This is a genomic window from Burkholderia sp. MR1-5-21, from assembly GCF_053427715.1.
Genome location: NZ_JBSAXD010000005.1, coordinates 297,061 through 311,325 on the forward strand (window position 1 = coordinate 297,061; position 14,265 = coordinate 311,325).

General features: G+C 63.2%; 9 protein-coding genes and 1 pseudogene. 4 read left to right on the forward strand and 6 right to left on the reverse strand.

The genetic code is table 11. The features are described 5' to 3' along the window. Positions 1-9: 9 nt before the first annotated feature. From ACV229_RS09850 to ACV229_RS09860, 3 genes are read right to left on the reverse strand one after another with little or no spacing between them, the layout of a single operon-like run. A complete protein-coding gene (locus tag ACV229_RS09850; protein ID WP_448082922.1) occupies positions 10-435 on the reverse strand; it encodes a cupin domain-containing protein in 426 nt (141 codons plus the stop codon). 25 nt (positions 436-460) lie between these two features. Continuing rightward, the gene (locus ACV229_RS09855) at positions 461-1,831 is read right to left on the reverse strand and encodes an NAD-dependent succinate-semialdehyde dehydrogenase (protein WP_448082923.1); all 1,371 of its coding nucleotides are present in this window, start codon (positions 1,829-1,831) and stop codon (positions 461-463) included. Positions 1,832-1,860: 29 nt separating this feature from the next. Next, positions 1,861-2,886 (reverse strand): amidohydrolase family protein, encoded by a 1,026-nt coding sequence (locus ACV229_RS09860; protein ID WP_448082924.1) that lies wholly within the window; start codon positions 2,884-2,886, stop codon positions 1,861-1,863. Positions 2,887-3,172: 286 nt separating this feature from the next. Between ACV229_RS09860 and ACV229_RS09865 the strand changes: the two genes are divergently transcribed. After that, positions 3,173-4,051 (forward strand): GntR family transcriptional regulator, encoded by an 879-nt coding sequence (locus ACV229_RS09865; protein WP_448082925.1) that lies wholly within the window; start codon positions 3,173-3,175, stop codon positions 4,049-4,051. A gap of 130 nt (positions 4,052-4,181) precedes the next feature. Here the strand turns inward: ACV229_RS09865 and ACV229_RS09870 are convergent, their stop codons facing one another. Beyond that, entirely contained in the window at positions 4,182-4,592 is a 411-nt protein-coding gene (locus ACV229_RS09870) for a YadA family autotransporter adhesin (protein WP_448083015.1), read from the reverse strand. Between ACV229_RS09870 and ACV229_RS09875 the strand changes: the two genes are divergently transcribed. Both ACV229_RS09875 and ACV229_RS09880 read left to right on the forward strand, forming a co-directional pair. After that, positions 4,591-5,037, forward strand: a complete 447-nt coding sequence (locus tag ACV229_RS09875; RefSeq protein WP_448083020.1) for a hypothetical protein — start codon at positions 4,591-4,593, stop codon at positions 5,035-5,037. The two genes, ACV229_RS09870 and ACV229_RS09875, sit on opposite strands and share 2 nt — an antisense overlap. Positions 5,038-5,052: 15 nt before the next feature. Then, positions 5,053-11,064, forward strand: coding sequence for a hypothetical protein (locus tag ACV229_RS09880; RefSeq protein WP_448082926.1), 6,012 nt, complete (start codon positions 5,053-5,055; stop codon positions 11,062-11,064). Between the two features lie 377 nt (positions 11,065-11,441). Here the strand turns inward: ACV229_RS09880 and ACV229_RS09885 are convergent. Both ACV229_RS09885 and ACV229_RS09890 read right to left on the reverse strand, forming a co-directional pair. Further along, positions 11,442-11,567: pseudogene (locus tag ACV229_RS09885) on the reverse strand (ESPR domain-containing protein); the annotation flags it as partial. Between the two features lie 18 nt (positions 11,568-11,585). Next, positions 11,586-13,169 carry a tetratricopeptide repeat protein gene (locus ACV229_RS09890; RefSeq protein ID WP_448082927.1) on the reverse strand — a complete coding sequence of 528 codons (1,584 nt, stop codon included), beginning with the start codon at positions 13,167-13,169 and terminating at the stop codon, positions 11,586-11,588. Positions 13,170-13,388: 219 nt separating this feature from the next. Here ACV229_RS09890 and ACV229_RS09895 point away from each other — a divergent pair, with 219 nt between their 5' ends. Further along, positions 13,389-14,264 carry a lysozyme inhibitor LprI family protein gene (locus tag ACV229_RS09895; protein ID WP_448082928.1) on the forward strand — a complete coding sequence of 292 codons (876 nt, stop codon included), beginning with the start codon at positions 13,389-13,391 and terminating at the stop codon, positions 14,262-14,264. Position 14,265: the final 1 nt, after the last annotated feature.

A 14,265-nucleotide genomic window follows, 5' to 3' on the forward strand; every position in this document is an offset into this window, starting at 1 on the left:
TCGCTCAGGTTATTTCGAAGGCGTCTGGTGTTCGGCCGTGACCGGCCGGGTCTCGCCGCTGTCGGCAAGCGTGCGCGTCGCGTCGGGGCGCGCGTAGATCCACAGGATCTTCATCGGCACGGTCGTCGACACGTTCCGGAAGCGATGCGGCACGTTCGGCGGGATGAAGGTCGTGTCGAGCGGCTTGAGCCGGAACTCGAGTCCGTCGATGTCGAGAATCGCGTCGCCTTCGACCAGCACGACGCTTTCCTGGCAGTTATGGCTGTGAAACGGAATTTCGACGCCGGGGGCGAACGACGTGTAACCGGTGATGAAGCTGTCGGAACCGACGGACCGGCCGACGAGCGGCGTGGTGCTCGCGCCACCGCCGCGATCGTAGGCGGGCAGGCGGTCGGGTTGCAGCAGCGCCGCGCCCGAAGGGGTCGTGATCGTCATGGGGTACTCCTGTGGGGATGTGAAATCAGCGCGCCGGTCCGATCCAGACCGTCTTGATGTTGGTGAATTCGCGGATGCCGGCCGCGCCGAGTTCGCGACCGTACCCGGACTGCTTGATGCCACCGAATGGCAGACGGGCATCCGACGCCACGAGGCCGTTGACGAATACCGCGCCCGCCTCGATCCGGCGAACCAGTTTCCTGGCCAGGTGAAGGTCAGCCGTCCAGATCGCGGCGCCGAGCCCGAACTCCGTTGCGTTGGCGAGCTCGATCGCGGACTCGGTGTCGGTGACGCGCAGGATCGCCGCGACCGGACCGAACGTTTCCTCGCATGCGGCCGCCATGTCCGGCGCGACGTGGTCCAGCACCGTCGGCGCATAGAAGAATCCCGTGCCGGGAATGGGTTGCCCGCCTGCTTTCAGCACCGCGCCGGCCTCAACGGTCCGCTCGACCTGCCGGTGCAGTTCGTCGCGCAGGTTCGCGCGTGCCATCGGGCCGATCGTCGTGTCGCGATCCGTCGGGTCGCCGACCTTCAGCTGCGCAACGCCCGCACAGAAAAGTTCGACGAAGCGATCCGCCACCTTGTCGTCGACAATGAAGCGCTTCGACGAAATGCAGCTCTGGCCGGTATTCGAGAACCGCGCCTTCACAGCCGCCTTGGCGGCCGCTTCCACGTCGGCGTCGGCGAGCACGATGAACGGATCCGAACCGCCGAGCTCGAGCACCTGCTTCTTCATCGCGCGCCCGGCCTGCGATGCGACCAGCTTGCCGACCGCGGTCGAACCGGTCAGCGTGACCGCGGCGATGCGCGGATCGTCGATCAGCGGGGCGACGTTTTCCGGCTCGATCAGCAGCGACGCCACGAGACCCGCGGGTACCTCGGCCTCCGCAAACACCGCGTTGATTGCCAACGCGCATTGCGGGACGTTACCGGCGTGCTTCAGGATCGCGCCGTTTCCTGCGCACAGTGCCGGCGCCGCGAAACGGATGAACTGCCAGAGCGGATAATTCCAAGGCATGATCGCCAGCACCACGCCGAGCGGGTCGTAGACGACGAAGCTCTCGCTCGCGTTGCTCGCGACCGTCTCGTCATCGAGATACCGTGCCGCGTGCTCCGCATAGAAGCGGCACGTCCATGCCGACTTCTCGACCTCGGCTTCCGACTCGACGATCGGCTTGCCCATCTCCAGCGTGATCAGCGCGGCCAGTTCAGCCTTGCGGCGCAACAGCACGTCGCCGATGCGCGCGACCGCCGCCGCACGCACGGCAAGCGGCTCGCAAGCCCAGTGGCGTTGCGCGGCGCACGCATCCGCGAGTGCCTGCTCGATGCGCGCGGGCGAATCGGCGTCGAAGGTTGCCACGACAGTTTCCGTGGCCGGGTTCAAGGTGCGAAACATGAGTGATTTCCAGTCGATGTCGAAAGAGTTCAGATTGCCGGCTCGGTAAAGCCATAGAGTTGCCCAGGGTTGTCGACGAGGATGCGCTGACGCAGCGCCGCGGAATCCGCCCATGCGAGCAACTGATTCAGCGCGCGGCCGGCATCTTCGCGGCGGAACGGTTCGACGCGCGCGAGATTCCCGTCGCGATTGCCGGCGCGCCCGGTATGCGGCCAGTCCGATGCCCACACCATGCGATCGGGGCGCGTCTCGATCAGCTTCCGTGCCAGCGGCGCGAGGTCGTCGAATTGCGGCGCCTGCCGTGAAGCGCGGTATGGCGCCGACAGCTTCACGTACGCATTGCCGTGTCTCACGAGATCGAGAACGGTGCCGAAGGCGGCACGCTGCTCGGGCAGCCTGTCCGCGCGTGCGCCTGCGAAGTGATCGAGGACGACAGGCGCCGCGAGATCCGCAATGCCGGAAGCGAGGCCTGCGATCACGTCCAGGTCGGCGTAGATCTGAACCGCCCATCCGAGCGGTCCGACGACGTCGGCCGCGCGCCGCAATTGCGCCATCGCGACCGTCTGATCGCGCTCGCCCTTCACCTGCAAATTCAGCCGGATACCCCGCACGCCTTGTTCGTGCAGAGCCTGCAGCTCCGCCCTGGTTGCCGTACGCGGATCAATCACGGCAACGCCGCGGGCCCGGGTCAACCCCAGCTCCCGGAGGCCGGCGAGCAGCGCCGCGTTATCGGTTCCGTACACGCTCGGCTGGACGAGCACGATGCGATCGATCCCGAGACGGGCCTCGAACGCAAGCAGATCCGCTACCCCGGCACGCCCGGGGGTGTACGTACGGTCAGACGCGAACGGAAAGCGCTCGGCGTCGAACAGGTGAACGTGGCAATCGCAGCTGCCCGGCGGCAGATTCGCTGCCGGGCGGCTCGGGAAGTCCTGCGGTCCGGTGCTTACCGGTGCCACCGAGCCGCCGGACAACGAGGCGGCCGAATCCGTGCTCGACAGCGCGTAGCCGCCGACTGCCGCGAGACTCGCGCCGAGAAGATGCCTGCGCTGCACATGTGCCTCCTTGATCGATGCAACCGGTTGGAATGAGTGGCATTTTACGAATTCAAAAGACCATGTAAAGGGATTTTTGACATGTCAAAGTACCAATCAGGGTAAACAATGATCCATCTTTCGCCCTGGACGACCGCGCAAGTTCACCGGTCTTTACTTGTACTTGTGGGATTCAATGGTGGACCTGGCGTGACCGATGCAACACCCTCGTCAGGTTCACCATACGCCCAAAAGACCAATCCGCCGATGTGGTACGATCGCACCGTCCCACGTGATCCGATTCCCCATGACTCGCGCCCTCGCCGATGTGCTCGCGGCGAATATTCATCAGCACATTGCCAATTCCGGTATTGCACCCGGGACGCGCCTGCCCGAACGCGCGCTTGCGGAGCAGTTCAATGTGTCGCGTTCGCCTGTCCGCGAAGCGTTGAAGCGCCTGGCCGCAAGATCGGTCGTATCCGCGCATCCCGATGGCGGCTATGCGGTCGCGGAAGGCGCGATGCCGCTCGACGCCGTCGCCACTCGGGACGCGGAAAATACCGATGCAACCGAGCAGGTCTATCTGGCGATTGCCGAGGATCGCCTGGCCGGCCAACTCCCCGACCGCGTGACGGAGAACGAATTGATGCGCCGCTACGGCGTCACGCGTGCGCAGCTGAACGCGATACTTCGGCGGATGGTGCAGGAAGGATGGATAGAACGCCGGCCCGGACATGGCTGGATGTTCCAGTCCGTCCTGACCTCGTCGGAAACGTATCGGCAGGGGTATCGGTATCGCTTGCTGATCGAAGCCGCCGGGATACTCGAGCCCACATTCCGGCTGGATCGCGAGGCACTGCTGCGCTGTCGCGCGGAACAGGAGGCCCTGGCGACCGGCGGCGTGCGAACCGCGTCTCCGGCAGCGCTTTTCGACGCGAACAGCCGGTTGCACGAAACGATCGCCGCCTGCTCGGGCAATGCGTTCATTCTCGACGGCTTGCGCCGTCTCGACCGGTTACGCCGGCTGATGGAATACCGGAAGGCCGTCGATCGGGATCAGGCAGAGCGGCGTTGCCGCGAACACCTGACGCTCATCGACCTGCTTCTCGCCGATCAACGCGAAGCCGCTGCCGACTTCATGAAGCTGCATCTGCACAACGCGGTGCGCGAAAAGACGACCGATTGAACGCACCGGAACAGCCGGGCCAGATAGGAGACGTTCTGGCCCAGGCCGTTTTCCCGGATGTTCTGGCCGGCGTGCGTGAGAACCGAAATTCCGATTCGCATGGCTGTCTGCCTCGATCGATATGCGTTGCTTACCACTGGTACGCTGCGCCGCCCCCATACGTATTGCCGCCCGCGCCGTTGATCGCCACCCCGCCCTTGATCTTCAGGTTGTTGGTGATGCGAGCCGTGAAGCCGAGGGCCACGGCCTGATAGCCCTGGTAGCTGGCCGTTCCGAAGCCGACCGAGAGTGTCTTCCCGGGATCGACTTCAGGAATCATCGTCAGCGCGGCGGCCCCGGCTATGCCGGAATATGCGAGCCTTGCCACCTGGTTCATGTTCGACTGCACGGCTGCCAGTTGCGAAACGTTGACCGCGTCCGTCGGGTTCATGCCGGGCGCCACGTTCGTGATCCTGCGCTCGTCGCCTGGCGTCCCCACTGACACTGTGTTCGCATCGGTCGCTATCGAGTTCGCGCCGAGCGCGACCGAGTTCGGCGCCATGGCTACCGCTCCTGAACCGACCGCAGCCGAGTTGCTCCCCGACGCGACCGCGTTGGTGCCCACTGCGGTGGCGGAGTCGGCGGTGGCCTGTGCACCGGTGCCTGTCGCGACCGGGCTTGCCAGCGCGCTCGGAACGAGTTGCGCGCCAACGACTGCCTTGGTGCCGGTCGATTGCGAGCCGGAACTGGTGGACAGCGAAGCCGACGCCGTCGAGGTGGAACTTTGCGCGGTGCTGACACTTGTCGAAGTCGATGTAGAGAGCGCGGTGGACGTAGACGTAGTCGTCTTGTTCTGTGTACCTTTCCCGAACCCGGGGGAGTTGATCTGCGTGGACAGCGAGGACAGCCCCGTCGACAGCGAGGTGACCGCGGTACTCAATGTCGACACGTTGCCGTTCGTCGTGCTCAAACCGGTCGAGAGAGACGCAACACCCGTGAAGAGCTGAACCACACTGGTCGACATGGAAAAGCTCAACGTCGAAAGGTTGTTGTTGACCGTGCTCAGACTGTTGACCCAGGAGGCAATCGAGCTCGAAAACGTGCTCGACAGCGACGCCAGATTGCTGTTCGTCGTCGACAGGCCGGTGGACAGCGAGCTCACGCCGGTTACAGCCGAGCTGATTCCGGTCGACGCAGAGGTCGACAGGGTCGCGAGGTTGCTGTTGGTCGTGTTCAGACTGGTCGACAGTGAATTGACCCTGCTGGTCGTCGTGTTCAGGGTCGTCGACAGCGAGCCAACCGTGCTGTTGGTGGTGTTCAGGCCGGTCGACAGTGAGCTGACATTGCTGTTCGTGGTGTTCAGGGTCGTCGATAACGAGGTCATGCCGCTTTGTGCGGTGCTGATGCCGGCGGCGGACGCCGTCGACAGGCTTGTCACGGTGCTGTTGGTGGTGTTCAGGCCGGTCGACAGCGAACTCACGCCGCTTTGCGCCGTGCTGATGCCGGCTGCAGCCGAGGTCGACAGGCTTGTCACGGTGCTGTTGGTGGTGTTCAAGCCGGTCGACAGCGAATTCACACCGCTTTGTGCCGTGCTGATGCCGGCTGCAGCCGAGGTCGACAGGCTTGTCACGGTGCTGTTGGTGGTGTTCAGGCCCGTCGACAGCGAGCTCACGCCGCTTTGTGCCGTGCTGATCCCCACCGCAGCCGAGGTCGACAGGCTTGTCACGGTGCTGTTGGTGGTGTTCAGGCCGGTCGACAGCGAGCTCACACCGCTTTGTGCCGTGCTGATGCCGGCTGCAGCCGAGGTCGACAGGCTTGTCACGGTGCTGTTGGTCGTGTTCAGGCCGGTCGACAGCGAACTCACGCCGCTTTGCGCCGTGCTGATCCCCACCGCAGCCGAGGTCGACAGGCTTGTCACGGTGCTGTTGGTGGTGTTCAGACCCGTCGACAGCGAACTCACACCGCTTTGCGCCGTGCTGATGCCGGCTGCAGCCGAGGTCGACAGGCTTGTCACGGTGCTGTTGGTGGTGTTCAGGCCCGTCGACAGCGAGCTCACACCGCTTTGTGCCGTGCTGATGCCGGCTGCAGCCGAGGTCGACAGGCTTGTCACGGTGCTGTTGGTCGTGTTCAGACCCGTCGACAGCGAGCTCACACCGCTTTGTGCCGTGCTAATGCCGGCTGCAGCCGAGGTCGACAAGCTCGTCACGCTGCTGTTGGTCGTGTTCAGGCTGGTCGACAACGAGCCCACGTCGGTCGCTTCTTGCGTCGACAGCGCCTCGACGGTGCTGTTGGTGGTGCTCAGACCCGTCGACAGCGAGCTCACACCGCTTTGCGCCGTGCTGATACCCGCTGCGGCCGAGGTCGACAGGCTCGTCACGTTGCTGTTGGTCGCATTCAGGCTGGTCGACAACGAGCCCACGTCGGTCGCTTCTTGCGTCGACAGTGCCCCAAGCGTGCTGTTGGTGGTGCTCAGCCCCGTCGACAGCGAGCTCACACCGCTTTGCGCCGTGCTGATCCCTGCCGCCGCTGAAGTCGACAGGCTCGTCACGTTGCTGTTGGTCGCATTCAGGCCGGTCGAAAGTGAGCTGACGCTGCTGTTGGTCGTATTCAAGCTGGTCGACAACGAACCCACGTCGGTCGCTTCTTGCGTCGACAGTGCCCCGAGCGTGCTGTTGGTGGTGCTCAGACCCGTCGACAGCGAACTCACGCCACTTTGCGCCGTGCTGATACCCGCCGCGGCCGAAGTCGACAGGCTCGTCACGCTGCTGTTGGTCGTATTCAAGCTGGTCGACAGCGAACCCACGTCGGTCGCTTCTTGCGTCGACAACGCACCGAGGGTGCTGTTGGTGGTGCTCAGACCCGTCGACAGCGAACTCACGCCACTTTGCGCCGTGCTGATACCCGCCGCGGCCGAAGTCGACAAGCTCATCACGTTGCTGTTGGTCGCATTCAGGCCGGTCGAAAGTGAGCTGACGTTGCTGTTGGTCGTATTCAAGCTGGTCGACAACGAACCCACGTCGGTCGCTTCTTGCGTCGACAGTGCCCCGAGCGTGCTGTTGGTGGTGCTCAGCCCCGTCGACAGCGAACTCACGCCGCTTTGCGCCGTGCTGATCCCTGCCGCCGCTGAAGTCGACAGGCTCGTCACGCTGCTGTTGGTCGCATTCAGGCCGGTCGAAAGTGAGCTGACGCTGCTGTTGGTCGTATTCAAGCTGGTCGACAGCGAACCCACGTCGGTCGATTCCTGCGTCGCCAATGCCCCGAGCGTGCTGTTGGTGGTGCTCAGACCCGTCGACAGCGAGCTCACACCGCTTTGCGCCGTGCTGATCCCTGCCGCCGCTGAAGTCGACAGGCTCGTCACGTTGCTGTTGGTCGCATTCAGGCCGGTCGAAAGTGAGCTGACGCTGCTGTTGGTCGTATTCAAGCTGGTCGACAACGAACCCACGTCGGTCGCTTCTTGCGTCGACAGTGCCCCGAGCGTGCTGTTGGTGATGCTCAGACCCGTCGACAGCGAACTCACGCCACTTTGCGCCGTGCTGATCCCCGCCGCAGCCGAAGTCGACAGGCTCGTCACGCTGCTGTTGGTCGTATTCAGGCTGGTCGACAACGAACCCACGTCAGTCGCTTCCTGCGTCGACAGTGCCCCGAGCGTGCTGTTGGTGGTGCTCAGACCCGTCGACAGTGAACTCACGCCGCTTTGCGCCGTGGTGATCCCCGCTGCGGCCGAGGTCGACAGGCTCGTCACGCTGCTGTTGGTCGCATTCAGGCCGGTCGAAAGTGAGCTGACGCTGCTGTTGGTCGTGTTCAAGCTGGTCGACAACGAACCCACATCGGTCGCTTCCTGCGTCGACAGCGCCCCGACGGTGCTGTTGGTGGTGCTCAGACCCGTCGACAGCGAACTCACGCCACTTTGCGCCGTGCTAATGCCGGCGGCCGCCGAGGTCGACAGGCTCGTCACGTTGCTGTTGGTCGTATTCAGGCTGGTCGACAGCGAACCCACGTCAGTCGATTCCTGCGTCGACAACGCACCGACGGTGCTGTTGGTGGTGCTCAGACCCGTCGACAGCGAACTCACGCCGCTTTGCGCCGTGCTGATGCCCGCCGCCGCTGAAGTCGACAAGCTCGTCACGCTGCTGTTGGTCGCATTCAGGCCGGTCGAAAGTGAGCTGACGTTGCTGTTGGTCGTATTCAAGCTGGTCGACAACGAACCTACGTCGGTCGCTTCTTGCGTCGACAGTGCCCCGAGCGTGCTGTTGGTGGTGCTCAGCCCCGTCGACAGCGAGCTCACGCCGCTTTGCGCCGTGCTGATCCCCGCCGCAGCCGAAGTCGACAGGCTCGTCACGCTGCTGTTGGTCGCGTTCAAGCTGGTCGACAACGAGCCCACATCGGTCGCTTCCTGTGTCGACAGCGCACCGAGGCTGCTGTTGGTGGTGCTCAGACCCGTCGACAGCGAACTCACACCGCTTTGCGCCGTGCTGATCCCCGCCGCAGCCGAAGTCGACAGGCTCGTCACGCTGCTGTTGGTCGCGTTCAAGCTGGTCGACAACGAACCCACATCGGTCGCTTCCTGCGTCGACAGCGCCCCGACGGTGCTGTTGGTGGTGCTCAGACCCGTCGACAGCGAACTCACGCCACTTTGCGCCGTGCTAATGCCCACTGCGGCCGAGGTCGACAAGCTCGTCACGCTGCTGTTGGTCGTATTCAAGCTGGTCGACAACGAACCCACGTCGGTCGATTCCTGGGTCGCCAGTGCCCCGAGCGTGCTGTTGGTGGTGCTCAGACCCGTCGACAGCGAACTCACACCGCTTTGTGCCGTGCTGATGCCTGCTGCAGCCGAAGTCGACAAGCTCGTCACGGTGCTGTTGGTCGTGTTCAAGCTGGTCGACAGCGAGCTCACGCCGCTTTGTGCCGTGCTGATGCCGGCGGCCGCCGAAGTCGACAAGCTCGTCACGCTGCTGTTGGTCGTATTTAGGCTGGTCGACAACGAACCCACGTCAGTCGCTTCTTGCGTCGACAGTGCACCGAGCGTGCTGTTGGTGGTGCTCAGACCCGTCGACAGCGAGCTCACACCGCTTTGCGCCGTGCTGATGCCCACTGCGGCCGAGGTCGACAAGCTCGTCACGCTGCTGTTGGTCGTATTCAGGCTGGTCGACAACGAACCCACGTCGGTCGATTCCTGCGTCGACAGCGCCCCGACGGTGCTGTTGGTGGTGCTCAGACCCGTCGACAGCGAACTCACACCGCTTTGTGCCGTGCTAATGCCTGCTGCAGCCGAAGTCGACAAGCTCGTCACGGTGCTGTTGGTCGTGTTCAAGCTGGTCGACAGCGAGCTCACGCCGCTTTGTGCCGTGCTGATCCCCGCCGCGGCCGAGGTCGACAGGCTCGTCACGCTGCTGTTGGTCGTATTCAAGCTGGTCGACAGCGAACCCACGTCAGTCGCTTCTTGCGTCGACAGTGCCCCGAGGCTGCTGTTGGTGGTGCTCAGCCCCGTCGACAGCGAGCTCACGCCGCTTTGTGCCGTGCTGATGCCGGCGGCCGCCGAGGTCGACACACTCGTCACGTTGCTGTTGGTCGCATTCAAGCTGGTCGACAGCGAACCCACGTCGGTCGCTTCTTGCGTCGACAGTGCCCCGAGCGTGCTGTTGGTGGTGTTCAGGCCGGTCGACAGCGAACTCACGCCGCTTTGCGCCGTGCTGATGCCCGTCGCAGCCGAAGTCGACAGGCTCGTCACACTGCTGTTGGTCGTGTTCAGGCTGGTCGACAACGAACTCACACCGCTTTGCGCCGTGCTGATCCCCGCTGCAGCCGAGGTCGACAAACTCGTCACGCTGCTGTTCGTCGTGCTCAGTCCCGTCGACAGCGAGCTCACGCCGCTTTGTGCCGTGCTGATGCCCGCCGCAGCCGCGGTCGACAGGCTTGTCACGGTGCTGCTGGTCGTGTTCAGGCCTGTCGATAGTGAGCTCACGCCGCTTTGCGCCGTGCTGATGCCCGCCGCAGCCGAAGTCGACACACTCGTCACGCTGCTGTTCGACGTGCTCAGACCCGTCGACAGCGAATTCACACCGCTTTGCGCCGTGCTGATCCCCGCCGCAGCCGAGGTCGACAAACTCGTCACATTGCTGTTCGTCGTGCTCAGCCCCGTCGACAGCGAATTCACGCCGCTTTGCGCCGTGCTGATCCCCGCTGCAGCCGAAGTCGACACACTCGTCACGGTGCTGTTGGTCGTGTTCAGACCCGTCGACAGCGAATTCACGCCGCTTTGTGCCGTGCTGATCCCCGCTGCAGCCGAGGTCGACAAACTCGTCACGCTGCTGTTGGTGGTGCTCAAGCCCGTCGACAACGAATTCACACCGCTTTGTGCCGTGCTGATACTCGCCGCAGCCGAAGTCGACAAACTCGTCACATTGCTGTTCGTCGTGCTCAGTCCCGTCGACAGCGAATTCACGCCGCTTTGTGCCGTGCTGATACTCGCCGCAGCCAACGTCGACAAGCTCGTCACGTTGCTGTTGGTGGTGCTCAAGCCCGTCGACAGCGAACTCACGCCGCTTTGTGCCGTGCTGATACTCGCCGCAGCCGAGGTCGACAAACTCGTCACGCTGCTGTTCGTCGTGCTCAGTCCCGTCGACAGCGAACTCACGCCGCTTTGTGCCGTGCTGATACTCGCCGCAGCCGAGGTCGACAAACTCGTCACGCTGCTTTTGGTGGTGCTCAAGCCCGTCGACAACGAACCCACGCCGCTTTGTGCCGTGCTGATCCCCGCCGCGGCCGAGGTCGACAAACTCGTCACAGTGCTATTGGTCGTGCTCAGCCCCGTCGACAGCGAGTTCACGCCGCTTTGCGCCGTGCTGATGCCCGTGGAGGTCGACGTCGACAAGCTGTATAGCTGCGAGCCGTTAATCGCATCCGTTGAGGTTGATGTCACGGTCCCGGCCGTAACATTGACGATCTTGCGCGTTGCCGGTCCGGGGCCTGCGCCGGTGCCAGTGCCAGCACCTACGCTTACAACGTTAGACTGGCCCTGGTCCGTGCTACCGTAACCCAGAGCGACGTTGTTTGCCCCAGTAGCCGTCGCACTGTTGCCGATCGCGACGGTGTTAGAGGCACTGATTCCCGAGCCTGCATTCACACCCAACGCCACGTTTCCGCTTCCGGTTACGTTCTGCCCGGCGTTCTCCCCGATTGCCGTGTTGTTACTTCCCGTCAGATTTTGGCTCGCATTGGCTCCATAAGCCGTGTTGTTGTCGCCCGAGGCATTTGTGGCGCTCCCCCCGCCGTAGAACGTGTCGTTATTCCCGCTCGAGCCGGTGAACCCCGAATTGGTGCCGCAAACGGAGTTGCTATTACCGCAAGCCTTGTCAACCGCCCATACCCAATGCGGAAAAGCCATACAGGCGACAGTCACCAACGCCGCAAGCACAGCGCGCACCCGCCGCACCGCTCTGGTTCGCCCCCCCGACTTCCCCTGACCCGCCACGCTCTCCGCAACAACAACGATCTGATTCAGCTTGCGGCTGAAAATGCACTTGTAGATCTTGTTCATGTTTCCCCCCAGTTCTTGTCAGCGCCAATTCGCGGAGAGCGCTTGCAGACAGGTTCCCCAGTCCGCGCGCACCTCTTGTCTGTATGTCTCGACATCCGGATACCAGGCGGTATTCCCACACCACCGCCAGTCCGCATGCTTTTGCAAAAGCACATGCGTTTTCAGCCCGAGCGCCCCCGAAAGATTGGCGCTCGACGTGCACACCGACACGATTTCATCCAGACACTGCATGGCTGCCGCAGTCCGGCTGAAGTCGGTCAAAAAGCAAGAGAGATCGGTAACGGGCAAATCGGGCACACCGGCCAGCACAGCGCGATGTTCCGACGGCATCAGCGAAAAGAAGCGCACGCCGCCAATGCCTTTCAGACACGCGTTCAGCGGTTCCGACGGCACGCTGCGCGCCAGCCGGTTCGACGCGGTTGACGCCGGGTTGGCTGACCACACAATGCCGATGCGCCTGCAGTCATCGCTCGAGCGCGACGCTGCGACCAGCCGCCGGGCGGCGTTCTGATCCTCCGGCGCAGGCTTCAGGTATGCCGCAGGCTCAGGTTTGTCCAGCCACAACGGCAAATCACCGATCGGGATGTGCCAGATACGTGAGGTCTCCTCAACGATCTCGCGAATATCCGGTTCTTGAGCGACCATTCCCCCCAATACCCGTGCCGACGGAAAGCTCTCGCTGAACAACCGCACCAGAGCGGGCCGGCACACCACCACCACGCGCATGTCGGCCGCCCCTGCCCGCTGCAGCAGCGAAGGCAGAAATGCCGCAAACAGGATCTCGTCTCCGGCGCCCTGTTCGCCGGACACAATCAATGTCGAACCGGCTTCGAACTGGCCGCGCCACGAAGGGTACGGAAAGCCCATGCCCTTGAAGCCGATCTTCCCTGCTGCATCGAAACGTCTCGCGTAATGCGGCCAGGCATCAGTGAACCGGCCCCTGCCAAGCAGAAAATGCGCGTATTCCCAATGGGTGAGCGGATCGTCGTCTTCGGCGATTTGTGTCTCGAAGAGGGCCTGTGCACGTTCGTCCAGACCCAGATAGGCGCAGCACACGGCCATCCGGTGCGCAGCCTTGTCGCGCAATCCGCTCTCGAGGCGAACCAGCCGGTCAAAGCACTCGAGCGCCTTGTCGAAGTGCTCCCGGAGACGGAGAAGTTCGCCGTAATTCCATAACGCGTTGGCACAATTCGGATCTCTCTCCAGGCAGGCGCGATACTCGACCATCGCGAGTTCCTGCTGTCCGGATTCGTGCAAGGCGACTGCCAGGTTGTAGCGAATCTGCGGATCACGAGGCGCGAGTTCGGCAGCCCGCGCGAGTTCGCCGAGTGCCTCGCGTCGTCGGCCACCTTGCATCAATGCCACGCCCAGCAGCAGACGCAGGAAGCCGCTGCCCGGATCAATGGCCACAGCCTGCCGGGCGCACGCGGCACTTTGCTCGAAGTGCCCGGCATTCAGAAGTTGCCATGCCCGCTTCGAAAGCGCGGCGGCGCTCGTCGGCACGCCGGGCGCGAAGCTCCCTGTCGACCCATGAAGCGGCAATGCATCGGTGATGCATGCCGGCACGACAGCGGACGAATGTAAGCCGTTTCTGACTCTCATACTCACCCCGAACACGTCATTGATTGAATCCTCATTGCGCGTGAGTGCGACTCAGTCAACGTGTACGGCGTGGTGATGCGAGAAGGCAGCCGCATGGCGGCCCATGGTGCTTGGACATGATTTCCCCGATCTGTGTGTTCGTTTTTCATCGCCTGCATCGGGCCTTGCGGCCGTGCGGCTTGGATGTGTGCGAGTGACGTGAGCAAGGAACGGACCAGCATGCAGCGACGCAATGCACAAGGGGCTGCGCGATCGATCGATCGCGGGATGAAACGTTCGGACCCTGGTGATGTTTCAGTTCTGAAACGCACGGCGATTGAATCGATTCGCCGAGTCCCGCGCGTGGCAAGGAAACTCACTCACGGCGAGGCTCCGCGGCGGCGACAAGCATTCGGCTCAGCGCAAGCCGTCGCTGCAATGCATCGAAGAATTGTTTCAACCCTGAAACCGGCAGCCGCTTCCGTCGACGTATGCGTGTGCGCTCGGGATGGATACCAGACGGCGTTCGGAGTTTCGCTTCAGGCCACGAACCGGCATGGCGGCCCACAAACCGTTGGCGGCTTGCAGAAGGGCAACGTCGAAGTTCCGGGGGGTATATGGCATAGTCGTGCGCCGGGGCGGCCGAGCTACAGACTGAATGGCGATGGCATGGCCCTGGGAAAGTCACCCGACCGCAATCTAATGGAGTTTCTACACATGCGTTTTCCCGTACTCTGGGCTGCCGCCCTGCTGTTCGCGAGCGGATCCTCCTGGGGCGCACAGATCGATTGCCTGAACGACTCGCCGACCCAGATGGCAATGGACGAGTGTATCGGCCACAGCAAGCAGGCGTCCGACCAGAAGCTGAACGAAACGTACCGTGCGCTGCTCGCCAAGGTGAGCAAGGAAGGCGGCGACCAATTGCGAAAGGCCGAACGTGCGTGGATCGCATGGCGCGACGCGCAATGCGAATTCAACACGATGGGCACGCGTGGCGGTTCCATCAATTCGTCGGTCTATGCGATGTGCATCGATGAACTGACGCAGGAACAGGCGAAGCGTCTCGACGCCCAATTGCATTGCAAGGAAGGGAAGCTGACCTGCGGCGGTCAATGAT

Coding starts and splice junctions, on each gene's coding strand:
- ACV229_RS09850 (WP_448082922.1), bottom strand. CDS start 435: ATGACGATCACGACCCCTTCGGGCGCGGCGCTGCTGCAACCCGACCGC.
- ACV229_RS09855 (WP_448082923.1), bottom strand. CDS start 1,831: ATGTTTCGCACCTTGAACCCGGCCACGGAAACTGTCGTGGCAACCTTC.
- ACV229_RS09865 (WP_448082925.1), top strand. CDS start 3,173: ATGACTCGCGCCCTCGCCGATGTGCTCGCGGCGAATATTCATCAGCAC.
- ACV229_RS09875 (WP_448083020.1), top strand. CDS start 4,591: ATGGCTACCGCTCCTGAACCGACCGCAGCCGAGTTGCTCCCCGACGCG.
- ACV229_RS09870 (WP_448083015.1), bottom strand. CDS start 4,592: ATGGCGCCGAACTCGGTCGCGCTCGGCGCGAACTCGATAGCGACCGAT.
- ACV229_RS09880 (WP_448082926.1), top strand. CDS start 5,053: ATGGAAAAGCTCAACGTCGAAAGGTTGTTGTTGACCGTGCTCAGACTG.
- ACV229_RS09890 (WP_448082927.1), bottom strand. CDS start 13,169: ATGAGAGTCAGAAACGGCTTACATTCGTCCGCTGTCGTGCCGGCATGC.
- ACV229_RS09895 (WP_448082928.1), top strand. CDS start 13,389: ATGCAGCGACGCAATGCACAAGGGGCTGCGCGATCGATCGATCGCGGG.